Genomic DNA, 22,091 nt, shown 5'->3' on the forward strand with positions numbered 1-22,091 from the left:
GACACACTTACCGTTACGGTCGGTGACTGGGATCGACAGGTTGGCGGGGTTCAATCGAACCGGGAAACGGTGTTCCCGTGCAGGCATTTGTCAGCGACATCCCGGCTTCCCAACACTTACGCCCCCTATACCCGCAGCGCGCCGGGGGTCAGGCCATCTTCCCGGCGCATGATGGCCGTGAGATGGCTTTGGCTGGAGAAGCCGCAGTTGAGCGCGATCTCGGCCAGCGGCAGCCGTCCATTGACGATCAGTGCGCGGGCCTGATCGAGGCGTAGGCGGGTGAAATACTGGTGCGGGCTCGTCCCCGTCCGGCGCCGGAAAGAGCGCAGCATCTGGCTTGACGAGAGCTCGACCAGCGCGGCCAGCGCGTCGAGCCGGACACCGTCTGTAAGATGCGCCTGCATATGGTCGCGCACCTGTCGGAACTGCCGGTCCGACAGGCCGCCCAGATCCTTCTGAGGCCGAGCCACGCCATATTGCCGGATAAGGTGGATGCCGAGCAGGTTGAGGAGCGAATCAAGCTCGAGGCTCGCCATTGTCCCGTGCGTGCCCGAACGCAGCTCGTCGCGCAGCATGCCGCCGAGCAGCCCGACACGGCGGTCGACGACCGGCAATGCGTCCGCGACGACGGTGGCAGCCGGCAGATCGAGGTCGGACTGGGCGAGGTCATCGAGCCACTTCTGCGACAGCGAGAACGCCGCCACCTCCTTGGGCTCATGCCAGCGCGCCCAGTAGTCCGCCCCTGCCGGCACGATCTCGCAGCACCCGCTAGCAGCCGAAGCGGTGCGGATCCGCGTGCCGCCGAGGCGCGACTCGCGGTTGCTGAAGGGCTTGAAGGACAAAAGCACGAGATGATGGGGGATCGACTGGCTGATCTCGCCGGCGTTCCGCCGGTTCCACGCCGCCGTCCCGAAATCCGACCGGACAAGCCTGCCCCAGTTCGGCACCGGTGTGTCGGTAGTGGCAACATGGGGGGCTTCGGGTGGAATGGCATCTGACATGTCTATTCCCCGTCCGGCGTGCGGATTTACTAACAACGATGCGCGTATCCTGAAAGCCGCACCCCTCCATGTCGCCTATTCCTTGCTCATCAACAAGGAGAAAGACAATGACAACGAACGACATGAGCAAAAACATCGATGGCAAGGTAGCGGTTGTGATGGGTGCAACGCGCAATCAGGGCCGGGCCTACGCCGTCATGCTGGCGCGCAACGGCTGCCGCGGGGTGGCCGTCCACTATCACGGCGAGGCATCAAGGGGCGAAGCGGAAGAGACCGCCGCCGAGATCAAGCATTACGGTGCCGAGGCGCTTCTGTTCAGCGCCGACCTGACAAAGGTCGCCGACGTGGTGAAATTGTTTGACGCGGTCGACGAGACGTTCGGCCAACTCGACATCGTGGTGAACACAGTCGGCAAGGTGGTCAAGAAGCCGTTCGTAGAGATCACCGAAGCCGAGTTCGACCAGAGCTTTGCAATCAACAGCAAGGCGGCGTTCTTCTGCATGCAGGAGGCAGCCAAACGGATCGCCGACAACGGCCGGATCATCAACATCGGCACGACGCTGCAAGCGGCAACGACCGGGCTCTACGCAATCTACGCCGGGTCAAAGGCGCCGCTCGAACACTTCACACGCGCCCTTGCCAAGGAAATCGGCCACCGGGGCGTCACGGTCAACACCGTGGCACCTGGCCCACTCAACACCTCGTTCTTCTACCCAGTGGAGACGGACGATTCGAAAGCGTTTCTCTCCGGCATGAGCCCCCAGAACCGCCTCGGCGAGATCGACGAAATCACGCCACTGATCGAGTTCCTTGTCGGCCCGGGCGGCGGCTGGGTGACAGCCCAGACCCTCTTCATCAACGGCGGCTTCATCGCCCGCTAAACCCATGACCAACCGGCGTCCGTCGCAAGCGGGCGCCGATCCCACATCGAAAAGCGCCGATGAACCATTCGAGCGGGCCATCGGCTGCCTCGATTTCGGGCGGCACCGGACAGAGGCACCGCCTCGGCCTTGTCGCTCTTCGGCAACCACGAACCGGCCGCGCTCAGCGGCTCCGACCAGTTCGTCCGGGCGCCCATGTGGCCCCTCATCCTATGACCATATGCGTCCCGCCGATAGAAAGCGGCTTTCGCATCCGTCGTACGAGCTCAGTTGCCTTGACCAGGCCCTGTCCCGGCGCCGAAGCATACGACATAAAGCGGGCATGTCCGTCCCGAGTTATGACGTCCGGCACCTCTCCTTTTTCCCGGCCTCCCCCATCCCCTCATCTAGACTTCCACCCCCCAATCTGCTATCGCCCACGGCCAATTGCCCTGTCTCAGGCTGGGCTAGCCACACAATTTTGCCTTCAGGGTCGGTGACTGGGACCGGCTGGTTGGCGGGGTGCAATCGAACCGGGGAACGGTGTTCTCGTGCAGGTACTTGTCCGCGACAACAAGGTCGACCAGGCGCTCCGCGCGCTCAAGAAGAAGATGCAGCGCGAAGGAAAGATCGGATAGTCGTTATTTCGACGTTTTCGAATGTATCTGTGGCGGGGCGAATCATTCGCCGCCGCCATCTTAGTTTATGAACAAATCTCTCGGCACAGCCCGATCTGACCGCATGGAAAGCGAAATCCGGAATGGCATTTATGACGCATGAACAGTCCCGAACCCCGATCCGGTCCGCTTCTGTTTGCAGGGCCGGCAAGTCAGCATTGCCGCTTCTGGCGCTCGTCGCCGCGATTGGCCTTGCCGGATGCCAGACGAACTCCACGGACGCGGTCATCCGCATCGACAAGGCGCAGGGTTCGCAGGAAAACATTTCCTCGCTTAGCTCCGTCATCGCCGCCAATCCGTCGGATCCGGAAGGCTACAACGTGCGTGGATCGGCCTATGGCCGCGCCGGCGAATTCTCCAAGTCGCTGGCCGACTTCAACCAGGCGATCCAGCTCAATCCGAAATTCTACCAGGCCTATGCCAACCGCGCGCTTGTCTACCGCAACATGGGCAAGCAGGCGGAAGCCGCCGCCGATTACTCCTCGGCGCTGCAGATCAACCCGAACTACGATGTCGCCTATATCGGTCGCGGCAATATCTATCGCCTCGCCGGACAAGACGACCAGGCCTTCAACGACTTCTCCAAGGCGATCCAGCTCGGCACGACGGACGGACGCGCCTATCACGGCCGCGGCTTGATCTTCCAGAAGCGCGGCCAGCAGGAAAAGGCGATCGACGATTTCTCCAAGGCGATCTCGCTGTCGCCGAATTCGCCGGAGCCCTACAACGGCCGCGGCATCTCCTATATCGCCAACAAGGATCTCGACAACGCCTTTGCCGACTTCAACCACGCCATCGACCTCGACAACAAGGTGGCGGAATCATGGTCGAACCAGGCGCTGGTCTATGAACAGCGCGGCGACAAGGCGAAGGCACAGAAGTCCTACCAGCACGCGCTCAATCTCGACCCGCGCTTCCAGCCGGCCAAGGACGGCCTCGCCCGTCTTCGCGGCTGATAGAACGATACCCCGGCGCAACCAGCGCCGGGCATCCCCAGGCATTGCGGAAGGCGTCGTTTCGCAATGCCTCATTGCAAGACCTGCCTGAGTGACACAGTCTTCCCGAAGGCGCCGCAGACTTCCTCAGGACGCCACTGACATGCGAGGCACCGCTTGGCCCAGCTTACATCCGCGTCCCCTAAAATCATCGTCATCGGCGCCGGCATCGTCGGCGCCTCCATCGCTTGGCATCTGGCGATGCGCGGCGCATCCGTAACAGTTGTCGCTACGAAGACCGGCGGCGACGCGACGCCGAATTCCTTTGCATGGATCAATGCCAGCTGGGGCAACCCGGAATTCTATTTTCGGCTGCGGCTGCGCGCCATGCAGGAATGGAAGCGAATGGCCGAAGACCTGCCAACGCTGCCGCTGCAGTGGACCGGCGCCCTGTGCTTCGACTTGTCCGTTGGTCAGCTTGAAGCCTATGCCGTCGAGCATGGTGGCTGGGGCTACGATCTGCGCTCCGTCGCCCGCGACGAGAGCCGCGCTATCGAGCCGCATCTGGCAGACCCGCCGGAATTTGCGCTGTTTGCGGCCGAGGAAGGCTCCGTCGAGCCCGAAATCGCTGCCCGCTGCATGCTCGGCGATGCCTTTCGCCTTGGCACGACATTCCTGCCCAATCTCGTCGTCGAAGCGCTCATCGAGAAAAACGGTCGCATCGTCGGCATCAGGACGGCCGATGGCCCGGTCATGGCCGATCATGTTGTGCTGGCTGCCGGCACGGGGTCGGCCGCCATCGCTGCTTCCGTCGGCATCCATCTGCCGATCACATCGCCGCCTGGCCTCATCGTACATTCGAAGCCGTATCCAAAGCGCCTGAACGGCCTCGTCATCGCCCCGCATCTGCATATGCGCCAGACGACCGAGGGCCGCATCATTGCCGGCGGTGATTTCGGCGGCAGCGATCCCGGCAGCGATGCGCAGGGCGTTGCCGACCGCCTGTTTGCCGAGGTGCGGACGATGCTGGACAATGCTGCGGATCTGGAACTCGAAACATACACCGTTGGATACCGCCCGACGCCCGTCGATGGCTTCCCCATCATCGGCGACACCGGGCAAGCGCCGGGCCTATACCTTGCCATGATGCATTCCGGCGTCACGCTGGCGCCACTGGTCGGACTGCTGGCTGCCAACGAAATCATCGGTGGCACGCCTGACGCCTCCCTGGCGCCGCTGCGTTTCAGCCGGTTCACGTCCGGCACACCTCTGATCAAGCACGGACGCTGATGCGCACCGGCGAAATCGGCGCTCAGCGGGTCATGATATAGCCGACGAAGGCGACAATCACGAAGATAAGCACGCCACCTACCAGTCCCGCATGTCCGAAAAACCCGCCGGCCATGGCAATCAGCAGTGCCGCCACGAACACGCTCAGCAGCTTGGCGCCGTTCAGGAACAGGGAATAGGTCTTCTCGTGCTCGTTATAGTCCATCGGAGCGCCGGTTTCGGATGGACCGGTCGGATGTTCTGCCATGATGATTTCCTCCTCTTGCGCGCCTATCGACCAATGCCCTTGCAACAAGGCGCGGTCGATGGCCCTCCCGCGCAGATGCTCTCATAAAGCGAGACAAGAGGCAATGCGTGACGCCTGGGCAGCAGGAGATCAGGTCAGGCCTGCCGCAGAGTTCCGGCTCGGTTGGCAGCAGCAAAGCGGGCCGTCGGCAGAATGGTCAGCGGCGTCGAGCCCATGGCTTCCGAACGCTGGAACATCATGCGACGCTCGTAGGGCTCGGAGATGAAAAACGGGAAGCGTTCGTAGAGAGCGGTTCGCACTTCCCGCGTGCGCGTCGCCATCAGCGTCAGCGGTATATTGTATTTTCCGACGCCCATTTGCGCCGGAACGACCGTATCGGCGGAAAATACCCGTTTGTAGAACGGCGCATGTTGCGGACTGACGAGTTGCAGCACCCTGTCGGCATCGAAGTAATCGGCTGCCATTGAGGCGATCCGCAGGGTGAGATACGGCAAGGCCGGCATTTCACCGATGATCTCGGGGTCGGCGGCGAAACGGACGGGATCGATCAGCGTCATGCCGCTGTCGAGAAAAGCATCGATTTCCTTCGGGTACATATCGCGGGTGATGCTGATGCGGTGGTCCGGCGTGACGTGGTGAATACGCACCGTACTGATCAGCCGTTCGTCGAAATAGACGCCGAAGACATAGGCATGATCGTCGAAATCGACGGCATCTATAAGCTTGGCGCCATCGAGTGTCAGGATGTTGGCGAGCTTGTAGGCGCGGTATCGCATCCTTGCGACCTCTTCCATGTCTTCCTGTGTCTCGACGCGGCGGTATTCGATGTGATCCAGAACTTCGAGAAGCTTGTTTGAAAAACTGCTTTGAACAACTTCGTTACGCATGACGCCAACGCCCTGAATTCCTAATAGGAGATTAATGCGTGAGCGCGATCCATCTCGCAATGAGCGATTAAAAATTAATTAAGATACATTTTATTAGGGTTAACGTCTTCTAATAACGCGAATAAAATCAATGACATAGAAACTTCAGTGTATGAAAATGTGATTTTTTAGCGAAATTCGATATCTTTTTACGCGACATATTCCACGACCGTGGTGGCACGTTTTGCATCGAGAACGGCCACCATCGACAGCAGCGTGGCGTTCGAAACTGGCTTCGAAAACACGTAGCCCTGCACAAAATCTGCACAGTAATACTGGTTGATGAGGTGGAGCTGGTCCTGCGTTTCGACGCCCTCGACAACGATCTGAAGGCCCAGTTCGCGGCAGAGATTGACAGTACCGCGCAGCAGCTTGAGCCGCCTTTCGTCCTCGGTGATATTGCGCACGAACGAGCGGTCGATCTTGACGACATCGATCGGCAGCGAATCGAGGTAGGACAGGCTGGAAAAACCGGTGCCAAAGTCATCGATGGCAATGGTTATACCCATGCTGCGCAGCTCGGTCAGGATGGCCCCCACCGTCGCAAGCTCATCCATAAGGCAGCTTTCCGTCACCTCGAGATGCAGGCGCGCTGGCGGCAGGCCCGATGCCGCCAGCGCCTTGCGCACCACGGAGACGATAGCATTGCTGCGCAGGTCCTGGACGGAAAGGTTGACGGACACAGAAATCGTTTCGGGCCAGGCCATGCAATCGTGGCAGGCGAGGTTGAGGATGTGGTGGGTTATGCCGGAAACGATACCCATGTCTTCGGCAATCTGCACGAATGTGTCAGGCGGCACCATACCCCGTTCGGGATGGTTCCAGCGGGACAATGCTTCGCAACAATCGATGCGGCTGCCGTCGGGCAGGAACATAGGCTGGTAGACGACCTGCAATTGGCCCTGCTCTATCGCCTCGCGCAGCTCCTCCTTGAGCTTCTGGCGCTCTATGTAGCGCTCGTCCATCTCCTCCTCGAACTCCGAGCAGCTTCCCTTGGCGCGGGATTTCGCCTCGAATAGCGCAAGGTCGGCCTTGATCTGCCATTCTTCCGGGCGGAACTCCTGGCTGCCGATGATCACGTAGCCCGCACTGACAGAGATCCGGAAGGTGGTGTCGTCGACCTCGTAGTTGCCGCCGATGGCCGCATGCAGTGTCCGTATGCGCTGGCCGAGATCTGCGACATCGTCCTCGTTCGGAAAGAAAACCACGAATTGGTCGCCCATCAGCCGCGCCACGAGCGCGACATCTTTCGCCTCCCGTTTTAAACGAGCTGCGATCTCGGCCAGCAGGTGGTCGCCGACGATATGTCCCTTGATATCGTTGACATGCTTGAACTCGTCGATGTCGAGAACGGCAAACCCGATCGTTCCAGGTTTCGCACGCGCGACAAGACTTTCCTTGACGCGATCAATAAAATATTCGCGGTTGGGCAGGCCTGTCAGTGCGTCGTAGCGCACCATATGCAGGATCTTGCGCTCAGCGCGGATGCGGGAGGTCACATCCTCGAAGATCAGGATGACGACGCCATCGCCACGACGGCTGGCAGAAAATTCGAGGAACAGGTTTTCGCTGAACTGGATCAGCGTCCGCGACAGCGAACCGTCGACAAGCTGCGCCAGCTGCCGCTGGATCAAGCTAGGTAGCGAGCCGTCGATGAAGGAATTGCGCACGCCGTAGCGCAGCACGACGTCGAGTTCGCAATCCTTGAGCTGCTCCTGGTTTGTTAGATGCAGCAGTTCGCAGGCTTTGCGGTTGACGACCAGAATGCGATTGTTCGCATCCAGCATGAAGAGGCCGTGCGTCATGTTGTTGAGCGCCGTGTCGAAGCGATCGTTGATCAGCGAGATTTCGCGCGCCGCGATCACGTTCTTGTAGAGAAACTCCCGCACCCCTGTGGCCATCGACCGCGTCGTCAGCACGAAGGGGATGAGGGTCACCGACAACAGCTGCATATAGGGATCGCGCAAAAGCAGGAAGCCGAGGCTGATCGGCAGCGATGCGGAGATCGTCTGAAGGTTGACCGCCTTCGAAGATCCGTAATTGCGTCCGACAACCGCCACCATCGAGGCAAGCGTGACCGCAACGCAGGCGATCTCGGCGAACATGTCCTGCAGGACAAACACGGCAAAGCCGCTGCCGATACCAAGGAGCGTGGTGGTGGAGACGCCCCCGTACAGATAGCGGCGCTCCCACAGCGCAATATCCTCACGGCTCATCGCCGACTTGTCGGCGGTATCGAAGCGATGAAACCAATAGATGCGATAGGCGCAGACGGCGATGAAAACAGCTGTGAGGTAGAGATAGAAGTGCGACCCGGATTTTGAAAAGACGGCAGCATAGGTCATGATCTGCACGATCATGCCCGTGAAAAGCGTGCTGCGATTTCCAAACAGTGAACTTACGAATGACAGGTAGACATCTGTCGGAACGCCGTTCGGGTCTTGAGGCTTCATCCACAGTCCCCCTGATACGCGGCGGACAATAGGTCAAACCCCTTAAAAAATAATTGCCCATTCGCCTGACATTGGACAGGCATTAACGATTGCAACGTCTATCGAACACCGGCGACAGTATTAAAACTTCGCTTTTACCGCGACTTTTTAATGTGCGATCTCGACCTGCCTATAGGCCAGCAACATGGCTCAAAGCTTGCCCGCACGTTGCTGGATCATCATGAACGTGTCGAATGTGTACTCGGAAAGCTGCATCCAGAGATAGGCATCCTTTTTAAAAGCAACCTGATCGTCATAGATCTTCTTGAAATATGGATTTGCCTTTGAAAGATCGGCGTAGATGGCCGCGGCTGCCTGAAAGCAGGCTTCCATGATTTCTTGGCTGAACGGCCGCAGCGTTACGCCTTGGCTGACGACCGCCTTCAGAGCCTGAGGGTTTTTCACATCGTATTTTGCCAGCATGTTGGAGTTGGCAAAGGCGCAGGCGTCGGCAAGGACGGTCTGGTATGACTTCGGAAGCGCATTCCATTTTTCGAGGTTGAAGAGCGCGTGGATGACCGCGCCACCCTCCCACCAGCCTGGATAATAGTAGAACTTTGCAACCTTCTGGAATCCAAGCTTCAGGTCGTCATAGGGACCGACCCACTCGCACGCGTCAATCGTGCCCTTTTCCAGCGCCGAATAGATATCGCCGACAGCAAGCTCCTGCTGCGGGACGACGCCCACTTTCGAAATCACCTTGCCGGCCAGCCCCGAGATGCGCATCTTGAGCCCGCGCAGGTCGTCGAGCGTATTGATCTCCTTGCGGAACCAGCCGCCCATCTGCACGCCGGTATTGCCGGCCGGAAGACCGTAGAGCCCCTGCGTCGCATAAAACTCGTTCATCAGCGCATTGCCGTTTCCCTGGTAGTACCAGGCGTTCGTCAGTCGCGCATTGAGACCGAACGGCAGCGTCGTACCGATGGCGTAAGTCGGATCCTTGTTCCAGAAATAATAGGAGCAGGTGTGGGCGGCGTCGACAGTTCCCGCGCTGACCGCATCGGCAGCCTGCAGGCCCGGAACGATCTCGCCGGCTTCGAACGTCTGGATGGTGAAATTGCCGTCAGTGGCATCCGAAACCCGGCTGGCAATGTCATCGATGCCGCCATAGATCGTGTCGAGGCTTTTCGGAAAGGACGAGGTCATACGCCAGGTGACCTTCGGCGTCTGCTGTGCAAGCGCTGGCGCGGCCAGCGCCGTCGAAGCGGTGGCGGCAGCCCCCATCAAACCCGCTTTCCTGATGAAGGAACGACGATCCATCACAATTCTCCCCCGTGGACAAACCGGCAGGGCGTCCACCCGTGCCGGTCTCGGTACGGCCGGTTCGAACTAAACATTTCAACCCCCGCGTTTCAACCCTCAGTATCCCCGCAGACAGCGCGGAATCTTGACTTCGCTAGCATTCTACGTTCCTAACGATCTTATAAATCGGGCATTTTTACCGGAGCCTTGCATGTCCAAGCCAATCATCGCCATTCCTGCCGACTTCCGGACGATGGAGGGCGGCGGATGGCACGCGGTCCAGCACCAGTATATCCGCGCCGCTCTCAATGCCGCAGGCCTGATGGCGCTGATAGTGCCCGCCATGGAAGAGGGCTACGACACCGACGCCATACTCGACCGCGTCGACGGCGTGCTGGTGTCCGGCGCCGCGAGCAATGTCCACCCGTCGCTCTATGGCACGGAGCCGACCGAGGAACACGGGCCCTTCGACCCGGCCCGTGACGCGACCTCGCTGCCTCTGATCCGCCATGCCATAGATCGCGGCATGCCGCTGCTCGCCATCTGTCGCGGCATCCAGGAACTGAACGTCGCACTCGGGGGCACGCTTGACAGCGAAATCCAGGAGAAGCCCGGCCGCGACGATCATCGTAAACCGCCGGTACCCGAGCGCGACGCCATGTATGCCATCCGCCAGACAGTGCGGATCAGGGAAGGCTCCTGCATCGCCCGCTATCTCGGCAGTGACGATATTCTCGTCAATTCGCTGCATCGCCAGGCCATCGCCACCCCGGCTCCCCGCCTGCAGGTCGAGGCGACGGCGCCGGACGGAACGGTAGAGGCCGTCTCTGTGATCGATGCCAAGGGCTTCGCTGTCGGTGTCCAGTGGCATCCAGAATATTGGGCCGAGACCGATACGCCGTCGCGGCAGTTATTCGAAGCCTATGGGGACGCGGTACGCGCCTACGTGGCAGTCCGCACTCCCCGATAGAACAAGCGTCCGCATCAACGCTTGAGCGGTGTTTCCGGGACGGGCGTGACCGCATGACCGTTTTCCAGCCATGAGATGATATTGCCGGCCACCAGGTCCGCCATCGCATCGCGGGTCTGCACCGTCGCAGAACCGAGATGCGGCAGCAAGGTCGCATTCGGAAGGGCTAGCAGCGCTTCGGGAACATGAGGCTCATTGTAAAAGACATCCAGGCCGGCTGCACCGAGCATACCGTTGCCAAGTGCGGCAGCCAGCGCATCCTCATCCACGGACCAGCCTCGGCCGACATTGATCAGCACGCCATTCGGCCCAAGCGCCGACATGATCTCGGCATCGATAACCTTGTGGGTCGCGGCAGTCTTCGGGACGATGGCAATCAGCGTGTCGACCGCCTCGGCCATCTCCCTGAGCGTCGGATAATAATCGTATTCGACGTCAGGATAGCGGGTGCGCGTATGGTAGCTGATCTTCACCTTGAATGGCGCCAGCCGATGGGCGATCTCCTTACCGATGCGGCCAAGCCCGAAAATACCGACATGACGTCCTGTCAGCGAGAACGGGGCCAGCGGATAGGCGCCGTTTTTCCAGTTCCCCTGGCGAAGCCACTGTTCGGCCGTGGGGAATTGCCGAAGCGTGTTCAGCAGCAGGCCGATCGTGGTATCGGCAACCTCGTCGTTCAGCACATCCGGCGTATTGGTGACGACGACGCGCCGCGCCACGGCATGCGCAACGTCGACGCCGTCATAACCGACCCCGAAACTCGCAATCAGTTGCAGGTTTGGCAGCTGGTCCATCCAGGCGGACTCGAACGTGCCTGACGAGGCGACGGTGTGGATCCGCTCGGCAACCGCCGGCTCGATCGCCAGTCGCTGGCTGCGCCCGACGACCAGGACATCGAAACGCTCCTTGAGTTTTTCGGCAACACGAGGATGAACGTCGGAAAGAACGAGGACGGTGGGACGCGTATCTGGCATGGACTTCTCTCGGTGATGGTTCAGGAGCGCGGGCGATAGGGCTCCGTGGATTGGCGGATGCGCATCTCGGGCTTTATGAGATGGATACCGTCCGGTTCGTGGCTGCCCGCCAGCCTATCCAAAAGCGCGCGCGCTGCAAGCCTGCCGACCTCTGCCTGGCCGTTCCAGACCGTCGTCAGAGCAGGCGTGGCGATGGCCGCTTCCTCCAGATCGTCGTATCCGGTGACGGAAATATCCTTGCCGGGGACCAGTCCGGCACGGGCGATACCGTTCATCAACCCGATTGCCACCAGATCGTTCCAGCATACGGCGGCGGTCGGCTTTTGCGGCAGGGAGAGAAAGTGGACGGCGGCCTCGAAGCCGCCCTGCTTGGAGCGGGGCCCCGGAATGCGCAGGTCCGGATCGACCTCGATGCCGGCCTTTCGCAGCGCGTTGACATAGCCATGATAGCGGTCGCGGCCGGTCGAGGTCTGGTCGGTGCCGCCGATCATGGCGATGGAGCGGTGGCCGAGGCTGATCAGGTGATTGGTCGCCAGCGAAATACCGTAGCTGTCGTCGCCCCGGAACGTCGGCAGACCGAGCGCCTCCATCGAACGAGCCACGAGGATGGCCGGCATGCCGTTTTCCTCGGCGAGCGCCAGATCTTCCGGCGGCGTGCCGATGGCCGGCGACATGATGACGCCGTCGCCGCCGAGCTGCAGCAGCGTCTCGATGAAGGTCCGCTGCTTCTCGACCGAATCGTAGTGGTTGGACAGGATGAAAGTATGGCGGCTGCGGTCGAGTTCGGTCTCGATAGCCTTCAGGATCTCGCCGTAGAATGGGTTCATGATGTCGTGCACGACGACGCCGATGATGCCGGAGCGCGAGGTCCGCAGGCTCGCGGCACGGCGATTGTAGATATAACCGAGAGCCCTCGCCTGGTCCTTGATGCGCTCCCGCGTGGTAGCCGCGACAAGCGGGCTGTCGCGCAATGCCAGAGATACGGTCGCCGTCGAAATTCCCAGCGTTCCGGCAATCGTCGATAGTTTTATTTTTTGTACCACATCATCTCCCCGGCACGCCGTCATTCGCGTCACCGGGATTTAAAATATTTAGTTCGCGATTAAAATCAACGTTATTTTGACGATATATTTGAAATCAGTCCTCGGCTTCGATCTGCTCCTCGCCCTCCCCGGCCAGCAGATTATTGTCTATGGCTTTCAGCAGGCGCACCGCGGTCCTTATTTCCTTTTCGGAAAACCCGCGCGTTGCCAGCGCGTCGCAGGCTTGCGCCGAGGCATTGATCTGCGCCACGGTGTTGCGACCGCTGTCGGTGAGATAGACCTTCGTCAACCGCGCATCGTCAGCATCGGCGCGGCGTTCGACGAAACCCTGCGCCTCCATCCGGCCGATGGTCCGGGTGATCGTCGGCGCCTTGACCCCGAGCTTGTGGGCGAGGCTGCCCGCCGGCAGGCCGTCTTCCTCGGCAAGCGCCAGGATGACACCGTCCTGCCCGGCATAGAGACCGCTATCGCCGAGATTGCGGGTGATGGCCGTGCGCATCGACCGGGCCGCCTGGGTCAGCGCCGGCGACAGATCGGCCAGCGTGTACTCAGCCTGATCCTTTTTCTTGGCCGACTTGGTTTTCTTGCTGTCCTTGTTCTTCTTCGCCATTGTGTGTCCGCCGTCTTTCCGCTCGTGCATCACCGGGATATGACATCGCAAACGACGTTGACATAAACAAGGGGCACATTCGCACATGACGCGACCGTCATTTCGCTTCGCAGACAATAATACCGACCTGCAGCCGCGGGAACGCGCCGGCTGGATCGCCATCCTGCCACTCGGCGCCCACGAACAACACGGCCCGCACCTGCCGCTCGAGACCGATACGCTGATCGCCGCAGGCATCGTCGATCGCCTCGAGCAACGCCTGCCTAGTGACCTGCCCGTCACGGTGCTGCCGGTCGAACCGGTCGGCTACTCCCCGGAGCATCTGCATGTCGCCGGTACCCGGTCCCTCGCCTATCAGGATGCCATCGAACGCTGGCTCGGCATCGCCGCCGACCTCCATCGCCTGGGCATCCGCAAACTCGTCCTGCTCAACGCCCACGGCGGCAACGCGCCGCTGATGACCATCGTCGCCACCGAGGCTCGCATCCGCTTCGACATGCTGGTCGTCGCCACAAGCTGGACGCGCTTCGGCGTGCCCGATGGCGTGATCTCTCCGGAGAACAAGGCGATTGATATCCACGCCGGCGATGTCGAGACGTCGGTCATGCTGGCGCTTCATCCAGACGCCGTAGACATGACCCAGACCGCGGATTTCCCCTCCCGCCAGTCGGGTTTTGCAGGGCGCTTCCGCCACCTTCGCGCCTACGGCCCGCACGCATTCGGCTGGAAGATGTCCGACCTCAACGAACAAGGAGCCGCCGGCAACGCGGCGGCAGCCACAGCGGAAAAAGGCGAGGCGCTGATCGCGCATGCAATTGGCGGACTGATAGAACTGCTGCAGGATGTGGATGCTTTCGAGGTCGCTGAGCTGCGCTAGCCAAAACTTGCGCTACTGCGGTAGATCGCCCATATTGCCTTAGGCTGTATCGCCGAACAGGAGGCGGATATGCGCATTTCCATCGCCGAGGCAGAAGGGCAACTCACCGAGCTGGTGCGTCTTGCGGCACAGGGCGAAGAGGTCGTCCTGACCCAGGCCGGAGGCCCTGCCGTGAAGCTTGAATTGGTGCCGGAGGTGAGGGCATCGATGACGCTCGAGGAAAAATCAGAATTGGTTGCCCGTCTTCAGGCAGAAGTTCGCCGCAAAAATCTTCCGCCGGGACCGGATGCGGCCCGCAGCCAAGACTTTCTCTATGATGAATTCGGTCTGCCGATATGATCGTTATCGACACTTCGGCTCTTGTCGCAATGCTGCTGCTTGAGCCGAAGGCATCGGTATGCAGTGAGGTCTTCAATCGCGAAACCGAGATCTTGATATCTGCAGGAACAGTAGTAGAGGCATTGATTGTCGCCAGACGTCGCAACATCTCTGAACAGATGACAGAATTATTAGCATCGCCTTTCATCACGATCGTGGATGTCGATAGGGATCGCGCGCGACTGGCCGGCGAAGCATTTGACCGCTGGGGGAAGAGCATCAACGCCGCCGCCCTCAACTTCGGCGATTGCTTCTCCTACGCCACGGCCCGGGAATTCGGCTGCCCCCTGCTCTTCATCGGCGATGATTTTGCCCGCACCGATATCGTCCCCGCCATCGCGCCGTGACGGGAATGTGATTCTATTACAATAAAAGCCTTTGAACTGCCGGAACCGTATCCTTATATGGTGACCGACCCCATTTCCGCCCTTGCGGCCCCCTCCAGTTTTCGAGGCTCCCATGACCGAACCTGTTGCTCTCAAGCCAATCCCCGTCACCGTGTTGACCGGCTATCTCGGCGCCGGCAAGACGACGTTGCTGAACCGCATCCTGTCGGAGAGCCATGGCAAGAAATACGCCGTCATCGTCAATGAGTTCGGTGAAATCGGCATCGACAACGATCTGATCGTCGAATCCGACGAAGAAATCTATGAAATGAACAACGGCTGCGTCTGCTGCACGGTGCGCGGCGACCTCATCCGCGTCGTCGAGGGCCTGATGCGGCGCCCCGGCCGCTTCGATGGCATCATCGTCGAGACCACCGGCCTTGCAGACCCCGTCCCGGTTGCCCAGACCTTCTTCATGGACGACGACGTCCGCACCAAGACTGAACTCGATGCCGTCGTCACGTTGGTCGATGCCAAGCACCTGCCGCTGCGCCTCAAGGACAGCCGTGAGGCAGAGGACCAGATCGCCTTCGCCGATGTCGTCATCATCAACAAAACCGATCTCGTCTCGCCGGCCGAGCTTGCCCAGATCGAGGATGTGGTGCGCGCAATCAACCCGGCCGCCCGCGTCTACAAGACCAGCCGCTCCGGAGTCGATCTCGCCCACGTGCTCAACCAAGGTGCCTTCAACCTGGAACGGGCGCTGGAAAACGACCCGCATTTCCTGACTGCCGGTGACGAGCACGTCTGCGGCCCGGATTGCGACCACGACCACAGTCACGATCATCACGATCACGACCACCATGATCACGGGCATCATGACCATGGGCACGACCACCATGGACATGATCATCACGGCCACGACCATCATAACCACGGCCCCTCGCCGATCCACGACGTCACTGTCCAGTCTGTGTCCCTGCGCGGCGGCGAGATGATCGCAGACCGCTTCTTCCCGTGGATCCAGAAGATTACCCAGACCGAAGGCCCGAACATCCTGCGCCTGAAGGGCATCATCGCTTTCAAGGGCGATGCCGAGCGCTATGTCATCCAGGGTGTCCACATGATCATCGAGGGCGACCACCAGCGCCCGTGGAAGGACGGCGAAATCCACGAAAGCCGCCTCGTCTTCATCGGTCGCGAACTTGACCGCGAGAAGCTGGAAGCCAGCTTCAAGGCCTGCCAGGCGGCCGCCTGATGCCGACAGTTGCGCCGATTGATATCGACGGCCATGTCCTGGCCGTCGAGTTCCTGAACGATGTTCCCTATTTCATTGGAGCCGACGGCACAGTTCGCAGGTTCGAGGGCGGCGAGAAGGTGACGGAAGCCCATCAGGGCCTGCTCACCTGCGTCCGCGACACCCATAGCGAAAGCCTGATCGTCGGTGGCGAAAGCGGCAAGGTCCAGCGTATCACCTCCGACGACGACATCACGCAGATTGCCGAAGCCCCGCGAAAGTGGATCACCCAGGTGGCATCAGGTCCCCAGGGCGCCATCGCCTACGCCCACGGCAAGACGACCTATGTCGTGCTGGCCGATGGCAGCACCAAGGAATTCACCGAAGAGCGCACGGTCGAAGGCATCGCGTTTGCACCGAAAGGCCTGAGGATCGCCGTGGCGCGCTACAACGGCGTGACGTTGCACTGGGTCGGCACGTCAGGTGCGTCTGTCAATCTCGATTGGAAAGGCGCCCATAACGGCGTTACCTTCTCGCCGGACGGCCAGTTTGTCGTCACGACAATGCAGGAAAATGCACTGCATGGCTGGAAGCTAGATCCAAAGGCAGGCTCAGACGCCCGCCATATGCGCATGACCGGCTATCCCGCCAAGGTAAAGTCGCTGTCCTGGTCCGCGAAGGGCAAGTGGCTCGCGTCCTCGGGCGCTCCCGCCGCCATCGTATGGCCGTTCCAGGGAAAGGACGGGCCGATGGGCAAGGCGCCTCTGGAGCTCGGCACCCGCGCCAACATCATGGCGACCTGCGTGCGCTTTCATCCCGCCGAAGACATCGTCGCCATCGGCTTTATCGACGGCATGATTCTGGCCGTCCGGATAGCCGACGGCAAGGAGGCGCTTTTGCGCCGCCCGGGCAACGGCGCGATCACCTCGATGAGCTGGAGCAAATCCGGCAAGACGATGGCTTTCGCATCGGCTGCCGGCGATTGCGGTGTCGTCGACATAGCGGCATAGCTGCCAAACGTATCAGTCGGACGCTCCGTCGAGCGTCCAGACTATGGCACGGAAGCCTTATGGTCTTCCTTCGGCAATTCGAAGGTCGTCCCCTTCTTCTCGTAGCCGAAGCCGGCGAGTAGAGCCACGGCGGCAGCCACGATGACGGCCACAAGCAGCAGCGCATAGGCGTAATTGCCGTTCCAGTGGCTGGCCAGGCCCGCCTGCAGCGTGGCGTTGCCGGAGGCGAGCAGGTTGCCGAGCTGATAGGCGAAGCCCGGAAAGGTGCCGCGTACCTCTGACGGCGATAGCTCGTTCAGGTGCGCCGGTACGACACCCCATGCGCCCTGGACGAAAAACTGCATGAGGAAGGCGCCCGCCGCCAGCATCACCGGTGTCTGCGCCAGCGTCCATAGCGGAGCGATCGGAATGGCAATCAATGCAGCGATGACGATGGCCTTGCGACGGCCGATCCGCTGCGAAAGGCTGCCGAAGAACAACCCGCCAAGGATCGCGCCTATATTGTAGACGATGGCGATTGCGCCGACTGTGTGGGTGGAATACCCGCGCTGGGTTTCGAGGAAAGTCGGGTAGAGATCCTGCGTCCCGTGACTGAAGAAATTGAACGCGGTCATCAGCACGACCGACCATATGAACAGGGGAATGTTTTCGCGCAGGACAGTGAGGAAAGGCCGCCGTGCCCGATCCTTGTTCTTAAGGAATGACGGCGATTCCTCGACATTCCGGCGGATATAGAGAACCAGCAGCGCCGGAAATGCGCCGATGATGAACATCCCACGCCAACCGATCACCGGGAACAGGAAGAAGAACACAAGCGACGCAATGAGATAGCCGCATGGGTAACCCGCCTGCAGCACGCCCGAGACGACGCCGCGCGCCTTCTCCGGGATCGTTTCCATGACGAGCGATGCACCGACGCCCCACTCGCCACCCATGGCGATGCCGTAGAAGACGCGAAAGACGATGAGCATCGTGAGGCTGGTCGAAAAGCCCGACGCCAGCTCGAACACGGAATAAAGCAGCACGTCGACCATGAGCGTCGCCCGCCGGCCGAACTTGTCGGCAGCAAAGCCAAAAATCAGTGCGCCGACCGGCCGCATTGCCAAAGTCAGAAAGAGGGCGACGGAGACCGCCGAAATATCCGTCTTGAACTCCTCGGCAATTGATTTCAGGACGAAAACGAGAATGAAGAAATCGAATGCATCGAGCGTCCAGCCGAGAAAGCTGGCGATGACGGTGTTGCGCTGTTGTGGGGTAAGCGAGCGGATATCATCTATGGCGGACATGGGGCCTCCGGTCCGAAGATGGCGGCAAGGCGGGCATTGTCCGGAAGCCGTCTGGTGAATGAACGGGCCCGTATGATATCGGCTGTCGGCGGCTTTTTGGCGCGATCTTTGCTGGGCCAACAGCACGTCGATATCAAACGCGCTACCGGACCTCAAACATCAGGGATAGAAAAAAGGTTCCGCCGAATGCGAGGTTGACGCGATTGTGATACCCCGAGCGAGGCAGGTAGTACACGCAATCACATGCGGGGGAAGCGACGACGCTGTCCATGCAGCGTCGTCACGTCATCTATCCGAAATCAGGCCGCGCGGCGCGATTTGGCCTGCGTGAGCCTGCGGCCGTTGGCGACCAGCATGCCTGCAGCACCTTCCAGCCATGCGTCCTTCAGTTCCAGCGCCAGGAAACGATGACGCTCGAATGGGCCGGGCATGACGAGATGGCACGCTTTTTCGGCAAAGAAGCCAAAGCGTTCGTAATAGGCGGGATCGCCGACCAGCAAGATGGCACCATGGCCGCGCTGCTTCGCCTCGAGAATGGCAGCCCGCATCAGGGCCGCACCAATGCCCTTGCCCTCGTGGTCCGAATCAACAGCGAGAGGCCCGAGCAACAGGGCATCGACGGCCTGTGTTTCGCGGTTCACACCGGCCTCGATGTTCCAGAGACGCACGGTCCCGATGACATGGCCGCTGCGGTCGCGGGCAACAAGTGCCAGGCCTTCGGCCGGAATGCAGCCGCGACGCAGCTTTTCGGAGGATTTCCGTGTGCGACCGGCACCCATGGCGCGGTTCAGCAGGTTCTCGCGGGCAACGACGTCGCCTGCGTTTTCGTGGTCGATTGCGAAAGTGGACGGCGCAAAGAGTGCGCGTACAGAATCAAGAACAGCGGCCATATCGGCCTCCCGTACCCAATACCGTTATGAGCGGCGGTGAATGAAAATTGTGAAGGTGCCGCCCCGGTCTTTCCCGGGGCCGGCGAAGTCGACCTAGATGACGTAGGACTTCAGCGGGTCGAACCCGTTGAAAGCCACAGCCGAATAGGTCGTCGTATAGGCGCCGGTGCCTTCGATGAACACCTCGTCGCCGATCGTCAGAGACAATGGCAGCGGATAGAGGTTCTTCTCATAGAGCACGTCGGCCGAATCGCAGGTCGGGCCGGCAATGATGCAAGGCTCCATTTCGTCGCCGTCGCGCTCGGTGCGGATCGGATAGCGAATGGCTTCGTCCATCGTCTCGGCGAGACCGCCGAACTTGCCGATGTCGAGGAAAACCCAGCGGGCTTCGTCATTGTCCGACTTCTTCGAGATCAGCACGACTTCCGCCTTGATGACGCCGGCGTTGCCGACCATGCCGCGACCTGGCTCGATGATCGTCTTCGGGATCTGGTTGCCGAAGTGATCGCGCAGGCTCTGGTTGATGGCCTTGCCATAGGCTTCGGCAGCAGGAACGTCGCGCAGGTACTTGGTCGGAAATCCACCGCCCATGTTGACCATCTGCAGGTGGATGCCCTGCTTGCCCAGCGAAACGAACACGCGCTTGGCATCGGCAAGAGCCGAGTCCCAGGCATCGACCTTGGTCATCTGCGAGCCGACGTGGAACGACACGCCATAGGATTCAAGGCCGAGCTGATGTGCATAGACGAGGACGTCGACTGCCATCTGCGGAACGCAGCCGAACTTGCGCGACAGAGGCCATTCGGCACCTTCGCCATCCGTCAGCACACGGCAGAATACGCGGGCGCCAGGAGCGGCTCGGGCCATCTTCTCGACTTCTTCATGGCTGTCCACGGCAAAAAGGCTGACACCGAGTGCATGCGCACGGGCGATGTCGCGTTCCTTCTTGATCGTGTTGCCGAAAGAGATGCGAGCAGGCGTTGCGCCAGCGTCGAGCGCCATTTCGACTTCGGCGACAGACGCGCAATCGAAGTTGGAGCCCATGCCGGCCAGAAGCTTCAACACTTCAGGAGCCGGGTTTGCCTTGACGGCATAATAGATCGAGCTGTCCGGCATGGCGTGGCGGAAAGCATGAAAATTGTCGCGGACCACGTCGAGATCCAGCACTAGGCAAGGGCCGTCGGGACGTCGGGTTGCGAGAAAGTCGCGGATGCGCTGAGTGGTCATGGTTAGTCCCTTCAATACAGGCTCCGGCGGTCAGACCGGAGGACAAAGGGCATACGCGAATCCACGCTAGGACCCAGCCGGTGGAGACCCCGGATCCTTGGCGAACGCACGATGCTCGATCAGTGAACCAACGCCACAGGATGGCATAGGTTCGGCTTTGTCTGCCTTGGATTGGAGGTTTCCCTACCGCACTTCCGGCAATGATGGTGTGCCTCTTCAGTAACCCCGGCTGATGGAAAGCCGGAAGAGAACAAAAAGGCCCGCACCGTCGTTGCTTCAGATGTCCTCGCATTTCTCGGAAGGCCGAGATAGCGACTGGAGGGGTTAATTCCAGGTACCTTACCGTATCCTCACCAATTAGAGGACCAGCGGACACCCATGGGCACGTGCGACTTTGGGCTGACCGGGAGATAAGAACATTCGTTGTAACAATCAAGAATTTTCTTGGCTAAAGGCAAAAAAAATGCGCGGCGTCAACTGGATGCCGGAAATCCTTGCTGACGAGGGCGAAAAGCCCTCCGAATGATGGAGCAAAGTGCTGGCTCCAAGACCGCCACGCTTGGCTGAGGGCATATGGTAAAACTTGACACCAACCCGGGATTCGTCATGGGTCTATCCGGTTGAAGAACAGGATTACCACGAAAAATGGACACCCTCACCCGCATACGCGCCTTCATCGATGTCGTCGAAGCCGAGGGTTTTTCGGCCGCCGCCCGCAAGACCGGGCGCTCGAAGGCGTTGCTGTCGAAATATGTGCGGGAACTCGAAGACGAACTCGGCGCGCTGCTGCTGAACCGAACCACCCGGCAATTCTCGATGACGGAAGCTGGCCACACCTATTTTCGCACCGCCTCCGATATCCTGAAAGAGATCGACAATCTCGCCGACCTCGTCCGTGAAAACAACGTCCAGCTCAAAGGGCGGCTGAAGGTCTCGGTGCCGCGCACCTTCATGGATGCGGATGTCGGCCAGTCGCTGATCGACTTTGCCAAGGAAAACCCGGATCTTTCGCTGGAGATCGCTGCAGAGGACCGCTTCGTCGACCTGATCGAGGAGGGCTTCGATGTCGCCGTCCGTGTTACGAAACTCGAGGATTCCGGCATGATCGCCCGGAAAATCTCGGATTTTCGCGTGCATATCTGCGCCACGCAGGAGTTTCTCGACCGCCATCAACCCCTCGATCATCCGAGCGACCTTTCCCGCATCCCCTTCATCATCGACACCAACAACCGTGCGCAGGGCAGCATCCGATTTTGCAACCCCGACAGCACCTGGTTCAATGTCCCCATCACCGGCCCGATGGAGGTCAACAGCCCGCATGCAACATTGCGCGCCGCGCTGGCCGGCATCGGTTTTGCCATCGTACCAGACTTTATCGCCCGCAAGAGCATCGAGAGCGGCGCACTGGTGACATTGTTCAACGACTACATACCGACAGATCGCGGCATCTACGCCGTCTACCCGCATCGGCGCTACCTGCCGGCAAAGGTACGCATCTTCGTCGACTACCTGCACAACTGGTTTCGCAAGAACGGCTAGGCTCCCTGCCACACTTGGACCGGTCCCAATTCCGTCTCATTTTTTCACGAAGTT

Annotated in this window: 21 protein-coding genes and 1 pseudogene; 11 read left to right on the plus strand and 11 right to left on the minus strand. The window is 60.4% G+C overall.

Annotation, left to right across the window (positions count from 1 at the left end):
- Nucleotides 1–125: 125 nt before the first annotated feature.
- Nucleotides 126–1,037 (minus strand): helix-turn-helix domain-containing protein, encoded by a 912-nt coding sequence (locus J5274_RS00005; RefSeq protein ID WP_142830513.1) that lies wholly within the window; start codon nucleotides 1,035–1,037, stop codon nucleotides 126–128.
- Between the two features lie 71 nt (nucleotides 1,038–1,108).
- Here J5274_RS00005 and J5274_RS00010 point away from each other — a divergent pair, with 71 nt between their 5' ends.
- The 4 genes and pseudogenes from J5274_RS00010 (at nucleotide 1,109) to J5274_RS00025 (ending at nucleotide 4,763) form a co-directional block, all read left to right on the plus strand.
- Complete coding sequence (locus J5274_RS00010; RefSeq protein WP_202617173.1) at nucleotides 1,109–1,882, plus strand: SDR family oxidoreductase; 774 nt, start codon at nucleotides 1,109–1,111, stop codon at nucleotides 1,880–1,882.
- Between the two features lie 479 nt (nucleotides 1,883–2,361).
- Nucleotides 2,362–2,487 (plus strand): annotated as a pseudogene (locus tag J5274_RS29325) (30S ribosomal protein S21); the annotation flags it as partial.
- A gap of 143 nt (nucleotides 2,488–2,630) precedes the next feature.
- Complete coding sequence (locus J5274_RS00020) at nucleotides 2,631–3,494, plus strand: tetratricopeptide repeat protein (protein WP_224127942.1); 864 nt, start codon at nucleotides 2,631–2,633, stop codon at nucleotides 3,492–3,494.
- 156 nt (nucleotides 3,495–3,650) lie between these two features.
- Entirely contained in the window at nucleotides 3,651–4,763 is a 1,113-nt protein-coding gene (locus J5274_RS00025) for an FAD-binding oxidoreductase (protein WP_142830510.1), read from the plus strand.
- Nucleotides 4,764–4,785: 22 nt separating this feature from the next.
- Here the strand turns inward: J5274_RS00025 and J5274_RS00030 are convergent, their stop codons facing one another.
- The 4 genes from J5274_RS00030 to J5274_RS00045 all read right to left on the minus strand — a co-directional run bounded on the left by J5274_RS00030 (nucleotide 4,786) and on the right by J5274_RS00045 (nucleotide 9,688).
- A complete protein-coding gene (locus J5274_RS00030; protein ID WP_142830508.1) occupies nucleotides 4,786–5,010 on the minus strand; it encodes an aa3-type cytochrome c oxidase subunit IV in 225 nt (74 codons plus the stop codon).
- A 134-nt stretch (nucleotides 5,011–5,144) separates the two neighbouring features.
- A complete protein-coding gene (locus J5274_RS00035) occupies nucleotides 5,145–5,897 on the minus strand; it encodes a hypothetical protein (protein WP_219274709.1) in 753 nt (250 codons plus the stop codon).
- A 188-nt stretch (nucleotides 5,898–6,085) separates the two neighbouring features.
- Nucleotides 6,086–8,389, minus strand: a complete 2,304-nt coding sequence (locus J5274_RS00040; RefSeq protein WP_142830504.1) for a bifunctional diguanylate cyclase/phosphodiesterase — start codon at nucleotides 8,387–8,389, stop codon at nucleotides 6,086–6,088.
- A 189-nt stretch (nucleotides 8,390–8,578) separates the two neighbouring features.
- Nucleotides 8,579–9,688, minus strand: coding sequence for a TRAP transporter substrate-binding protein (locus tag J5274_RS00045; RefSeq protein WP_142830502.1), 1,110 nt, complete (start codon nucleotides 9,686–9,688; stop codon nucleotides 8,579–8,581).
- A 193-nt stretch (nucleotides 9,689–9,881) separates the two neighbouring features.
- Here J5274_RS00045 and J5274_RS00050 point away from each other — a divergent pair, with 193 nt between their 5' ends.
- Nucleotides 9,882–10,640, plus strand: coding sequence for a gamma-glutamyl-gamma-aminobutyrate hydrolase family protein (locus tag J5274_RS00050; RefSeq protein WP_142830500.1), 759 nt, complete (start codon nucleotides 9,882–9,884; stop codon nucleotides 10,638–10,640).
- A gap of 14 nt (nucleotides 10,641–10,654) precedes the next feature.
- On the opposite strand, the gene J5274_RS00055 is transcribed toward J5274_RS00050, so the two are convergent.
- The 3 genes from J5274_RS00055 to J5274_RS00065 form a co-directional block, all read right to left on the minus strand.
- A complete protein-coding gene (locus J5274_RS00055; protein WP_142830498.1) occupies nucleotides 10,655–11,614 on the minus strand; it encodes a 2-hydroxyacid dehydrogenase in 960 nt (319 codons plus the stop codon).
- 20 nt (nucleotides 11,615–11,634) lie between these two features.
- Entirely contained in the window at nucleotides 11,635–12,657 is a 1,023-nt protein-coding gene (locus J5274_RS00060) for a LacI family DNA-binding transcriptional regulator (protein WP_111218794.1), read from the minus strand.
- Nucleotides 12,658–12,751: 94 nt separating this feature from the next.
- On the minus strand, nucleotides 12,752–13,267 hold the full coding sequence (locus J5274_RS00065) for a MarR family winged helix-turn-helix transcriptional regulator (RefSeq protein ID WP_142830496.1): 516 nt from the start codon (nucleotides 13,265–13,267) through the stop codon (nucleotides 12,752–12,754).
- 85 nt (nucleotides 13,268–13,352) lie between these two features.
- Between J5274_RS00065 and J5274_RS00070 the strand changes: the two genes are divergently transcribed.
- The 5 genes from J5274_RS00070 (at nucleotide 13,353) to J5274_RS00090 (ending at nucleotide 17,095) form a co-directional block, all read left to right on the plus strand.
- Nucleotides 13,353–14,144, plus strand: a complete 792-nt coding sequence (locus J5274_RS00070) for a creatininase family protein (protein ID WP_142830494.1) — start codon at nucleotides 13,353–13,355, stop codon at nucleotides 14,142–14,144.
- A 69-nt stretch (nucleotides 14,145–14,213) separates the two neighbouring features.
- Entirely contained in the window at nucleotides 14,214–14,483 is a 270-nt protein-coding gene (locus J5274_RS00075; protein WP_142830492.1) for a type II toxin-antitoxin system Phd/YefM family antitoxin, read from the plus strand.
- Nucleotides 14,480–14,869 carry a type II toxin-antitoxin system VapC family toxin gene (locus J5274_RS00080; RefSeq protein WP_111218802.1) on the plus strand — a complete coding sequence of 130 codons (390 nt, stop codon included), beginning with the start codon at nucleotides 14,480–14,482 and terminating at the stop codon, nucleotides 14,867–14,869. The genes J5274_RS00075 and J5274_RS00080 overlap by 4 nt, the downstream gene beginning before the upstream one ends.
- A 112-nt stretch (nucleotides 14,870–14,981) precedes the next feature.
- A complete protein-coding gene (locus tag J5274_RS00085) occupies nucleotides 14,982–16,106 on the plus strand; it encodes a GTP-binding protein (protein WP_142830491.1) in 1,125 nt (374 codons plus the stop codon).
- The gene (locus tag J5274_RS00090; protein WP_219274710.1) at nucleotides 16,106–17,095 is read left to right on the plus strand and encodes a WD40 repeat domain-containing protein; all 990 of its coding nucleotides are present in this window, start codon (nucleotides 16,106–16,108) and stop codon (nucleotides 17,093–17,095) included. The genes J5274_RS00085 and J5274_RS00090 overlap by 1 nt, the downstream gene beginning before the upstream one ends.
- Before the next feature lie 41 nt (nucleotides 17,096–17,136).
- Here the strand turns inward: J5274_RS00090 and J5274_RS00095 are convergent, their stop codons facing one another.
- The 3 genes from J5274_RS00095 to odc2 form a co-directional block, all read right to left on the minus strand.
- Nucleotides 17,137–18,381 carry an MFS transporter gene (locus J5274_RS00095; protein ID WP_142830488.1) on the minus strand — a complete coding sequence of 415 codons (1,245 nt, stop codon included), beginning with the start codon at nucleotides 18,379–18,381 and terminating at the stop codon, nucleotides 17,137–17,139.
- Between the two features lie 299 nt (nucleotides 18,382–18,680).
- Nucleotides 18,681–19,271 carry a GNAT family N-acetyltransferase gene (locus J5274_RS00100; RefSeq protein WP_142830486.1) on the minus strand — a complete coding sequence of 197 codons (591 nt, stop codon included), beginning with the start codon at nucleotides 19,269–19,271 and terminating at the stop codon, nucleotides 18,681–18,683.
- 93 nt (nucleotides 19,272–19,364) lie between these two features.
- Nucleotides 19,365–20,498 (minus strand): ornithine/lysine decarboxylase, encoded by a 1,134-nt coding sequence (gene odc2 / locus J5274_RS00105; protein ID WP_142830484.1) that lies wholly within the window; start codon nucleotides 20,496–20,498, stop codon nucleotides 19,365–19,367.
- Between the two features lie 645 nt (nucleotides 20,499–21,143).
- Between odc2 and J5274_RS00110 the strand changes: the two genes are divergently transcribed.
- The gene (locus tag J5274_RS00110; protein ID WP_142830482.1) at nucleotides 21,144–22,037 is read left to right on the plus strand and encodes a LysR family transcriptional regulator; all 894 of its coding nucleotides are present in this window, start codon (nucleotides 21,144–21,146) and stop codon (nucleotides 22,035–22,037) included.
- Nucleotides 22,038–22,091 lie beyond the last annotated feature (54 nt).

Origin of the sequence: Rhizobium sp. L51/94, from assembly GCF_019355555.1 — a bacterium.
GTDB classification, from domain to species: domain Bacteria; phylum Pseudomonadota; class Alphaproteobacteria; order Rhizobiales; family Rhizobiaceae; genus Rhizobium; species Rhizobium rhododendri.

Excerpts from the sequence above, each read along its gene's own strand:
- J5274_RS00010 (WP_202617173.1), top strand. The coding sequence starts at position 1,109 with ATGACAACGAACGACATGAGCAAAAACATCGATGGCAAGGTAGCGGTT.
- J5274_RS00020 (WP_224127942.1), top strand. The coding sequence starts at position 2,631 with ATGACGCATGAACAGTCCCGAACCCCGATCCGGTCCGCTTCTGTTTGC.
- J5274_RS00030 (WP_142830508.1), bottom strand. The coding sequence starts at position 5,010 with ATGGCAGAACATCCGACCGGTCCATCCGAAACCGGCGCTCCGATGGAC.
- J5274_RS00035 (WP_219274709.1), bottom strand. The coding sequence starts at position 5,897 with ATGCGTAACGAAGTTGTTCAAAGCAGTTTTTCAAACAAGCTTCTCGAA.
- J5274_RS00040 (WP_142830504.1), bottom strand. The coding sequence starts at position 8,389 with ATGAAGCCTCAAGACCCGAACGGCGTTCCGACAGATGTCTACCTGTCA.
- J5274_RS00045 (WP_142830502.1), bottom strand. The coding sequence starts at position 9,688 with ATGGATCGTCGTTCCTTCATCAGGAAAGCGGGTTTGATGGGGGCTGCC.
- J5274_RS00050 (WP_142830500.1), top strand. The coding sequence starts at position 9,882 with ATGTCCAAGCCAATCATCGCCATTCCTGCCGACTTCCGGACGATGGAG.
- J5274_RS00055 (WP_142830498.1), bottom strand. The coding sequence starts at position 11,614 with ATGCCAGATACGCGTCCCACCGTCCTCGTTCTTTCCGACGTTCATCCT.
- J5274_RS00065 (WP_142830496.1), bottom strand. The coding sequence starts at position 13,267 with ATGGCGAAGAAGAACAAGGACAGCAAGAAAACCAAGTCGGCCAAGAAA.
- J5274_RS00070 (WP_142830494.1), top strand. The coding sequence starts at position 13,353 with ATGACGCGACCGTCATTTCGCTTCGCAGACAATAATACCGACCTGCAG.
- J5274_RS00075 (WP_142830492.1), top strand. The coding sequence starts at position 14,214 with ATGCGCATTTCCATCGCCGAGGCAGAAGGGCAACTCACCGAGCTGGTG.
- J5274_RS00080 (WP_111218802.1), top strand. The coding sequence starts at position 14,480 with ATGATCGTTATCGACACTTCGGCTCTTGTCGCAATGCTGCTGCTTGAG.
- J5274_RS00085 (WP_142830491.1), top strand. The coding sequence starts at position 14,982 with ATGACCGAACCTGTTGCTCTCAAGCCAATCCCCGTCACCGTGTTGACC.
- J5274_RS00090 (WP_219274710.1), top strand. The coding sequence starts at position 16,106 with ATGCCGACAGTTGCGCCGATTGATATCGACGGCCATGTCCTGGCCGTC.
- J5274_RS00095 (WP_142830488.1), bottom strand. The coding sequence starts at position 18,381 with ATGTCCGCCATAGATGATATCCGCTCGCTTACCCCACAACAGCGCAAC.
- J5274_RS00100 (WP_142830486.1), bottom strand. The coding sequence starts at position 19,271 with ATGGCCGCTGTTCTTGATTCTGTACGCGCACTCTTTGCGCCGTCCACT.
- odc2 (WP_142830484.1), bottom strand. The coding sequence starts at position 20,498 with ATGACCACTCAGCGCATCCGCGACTTTCTCGCAACCCGACGTCCCGAC.
- J5274_RS00110 (WP_142830482.1), top strand. The coding sequence starts at position 21,144 with ATGGACACCCTCACCCGCATACGCGCCTTCATCGATGTCGTCGAAGCC.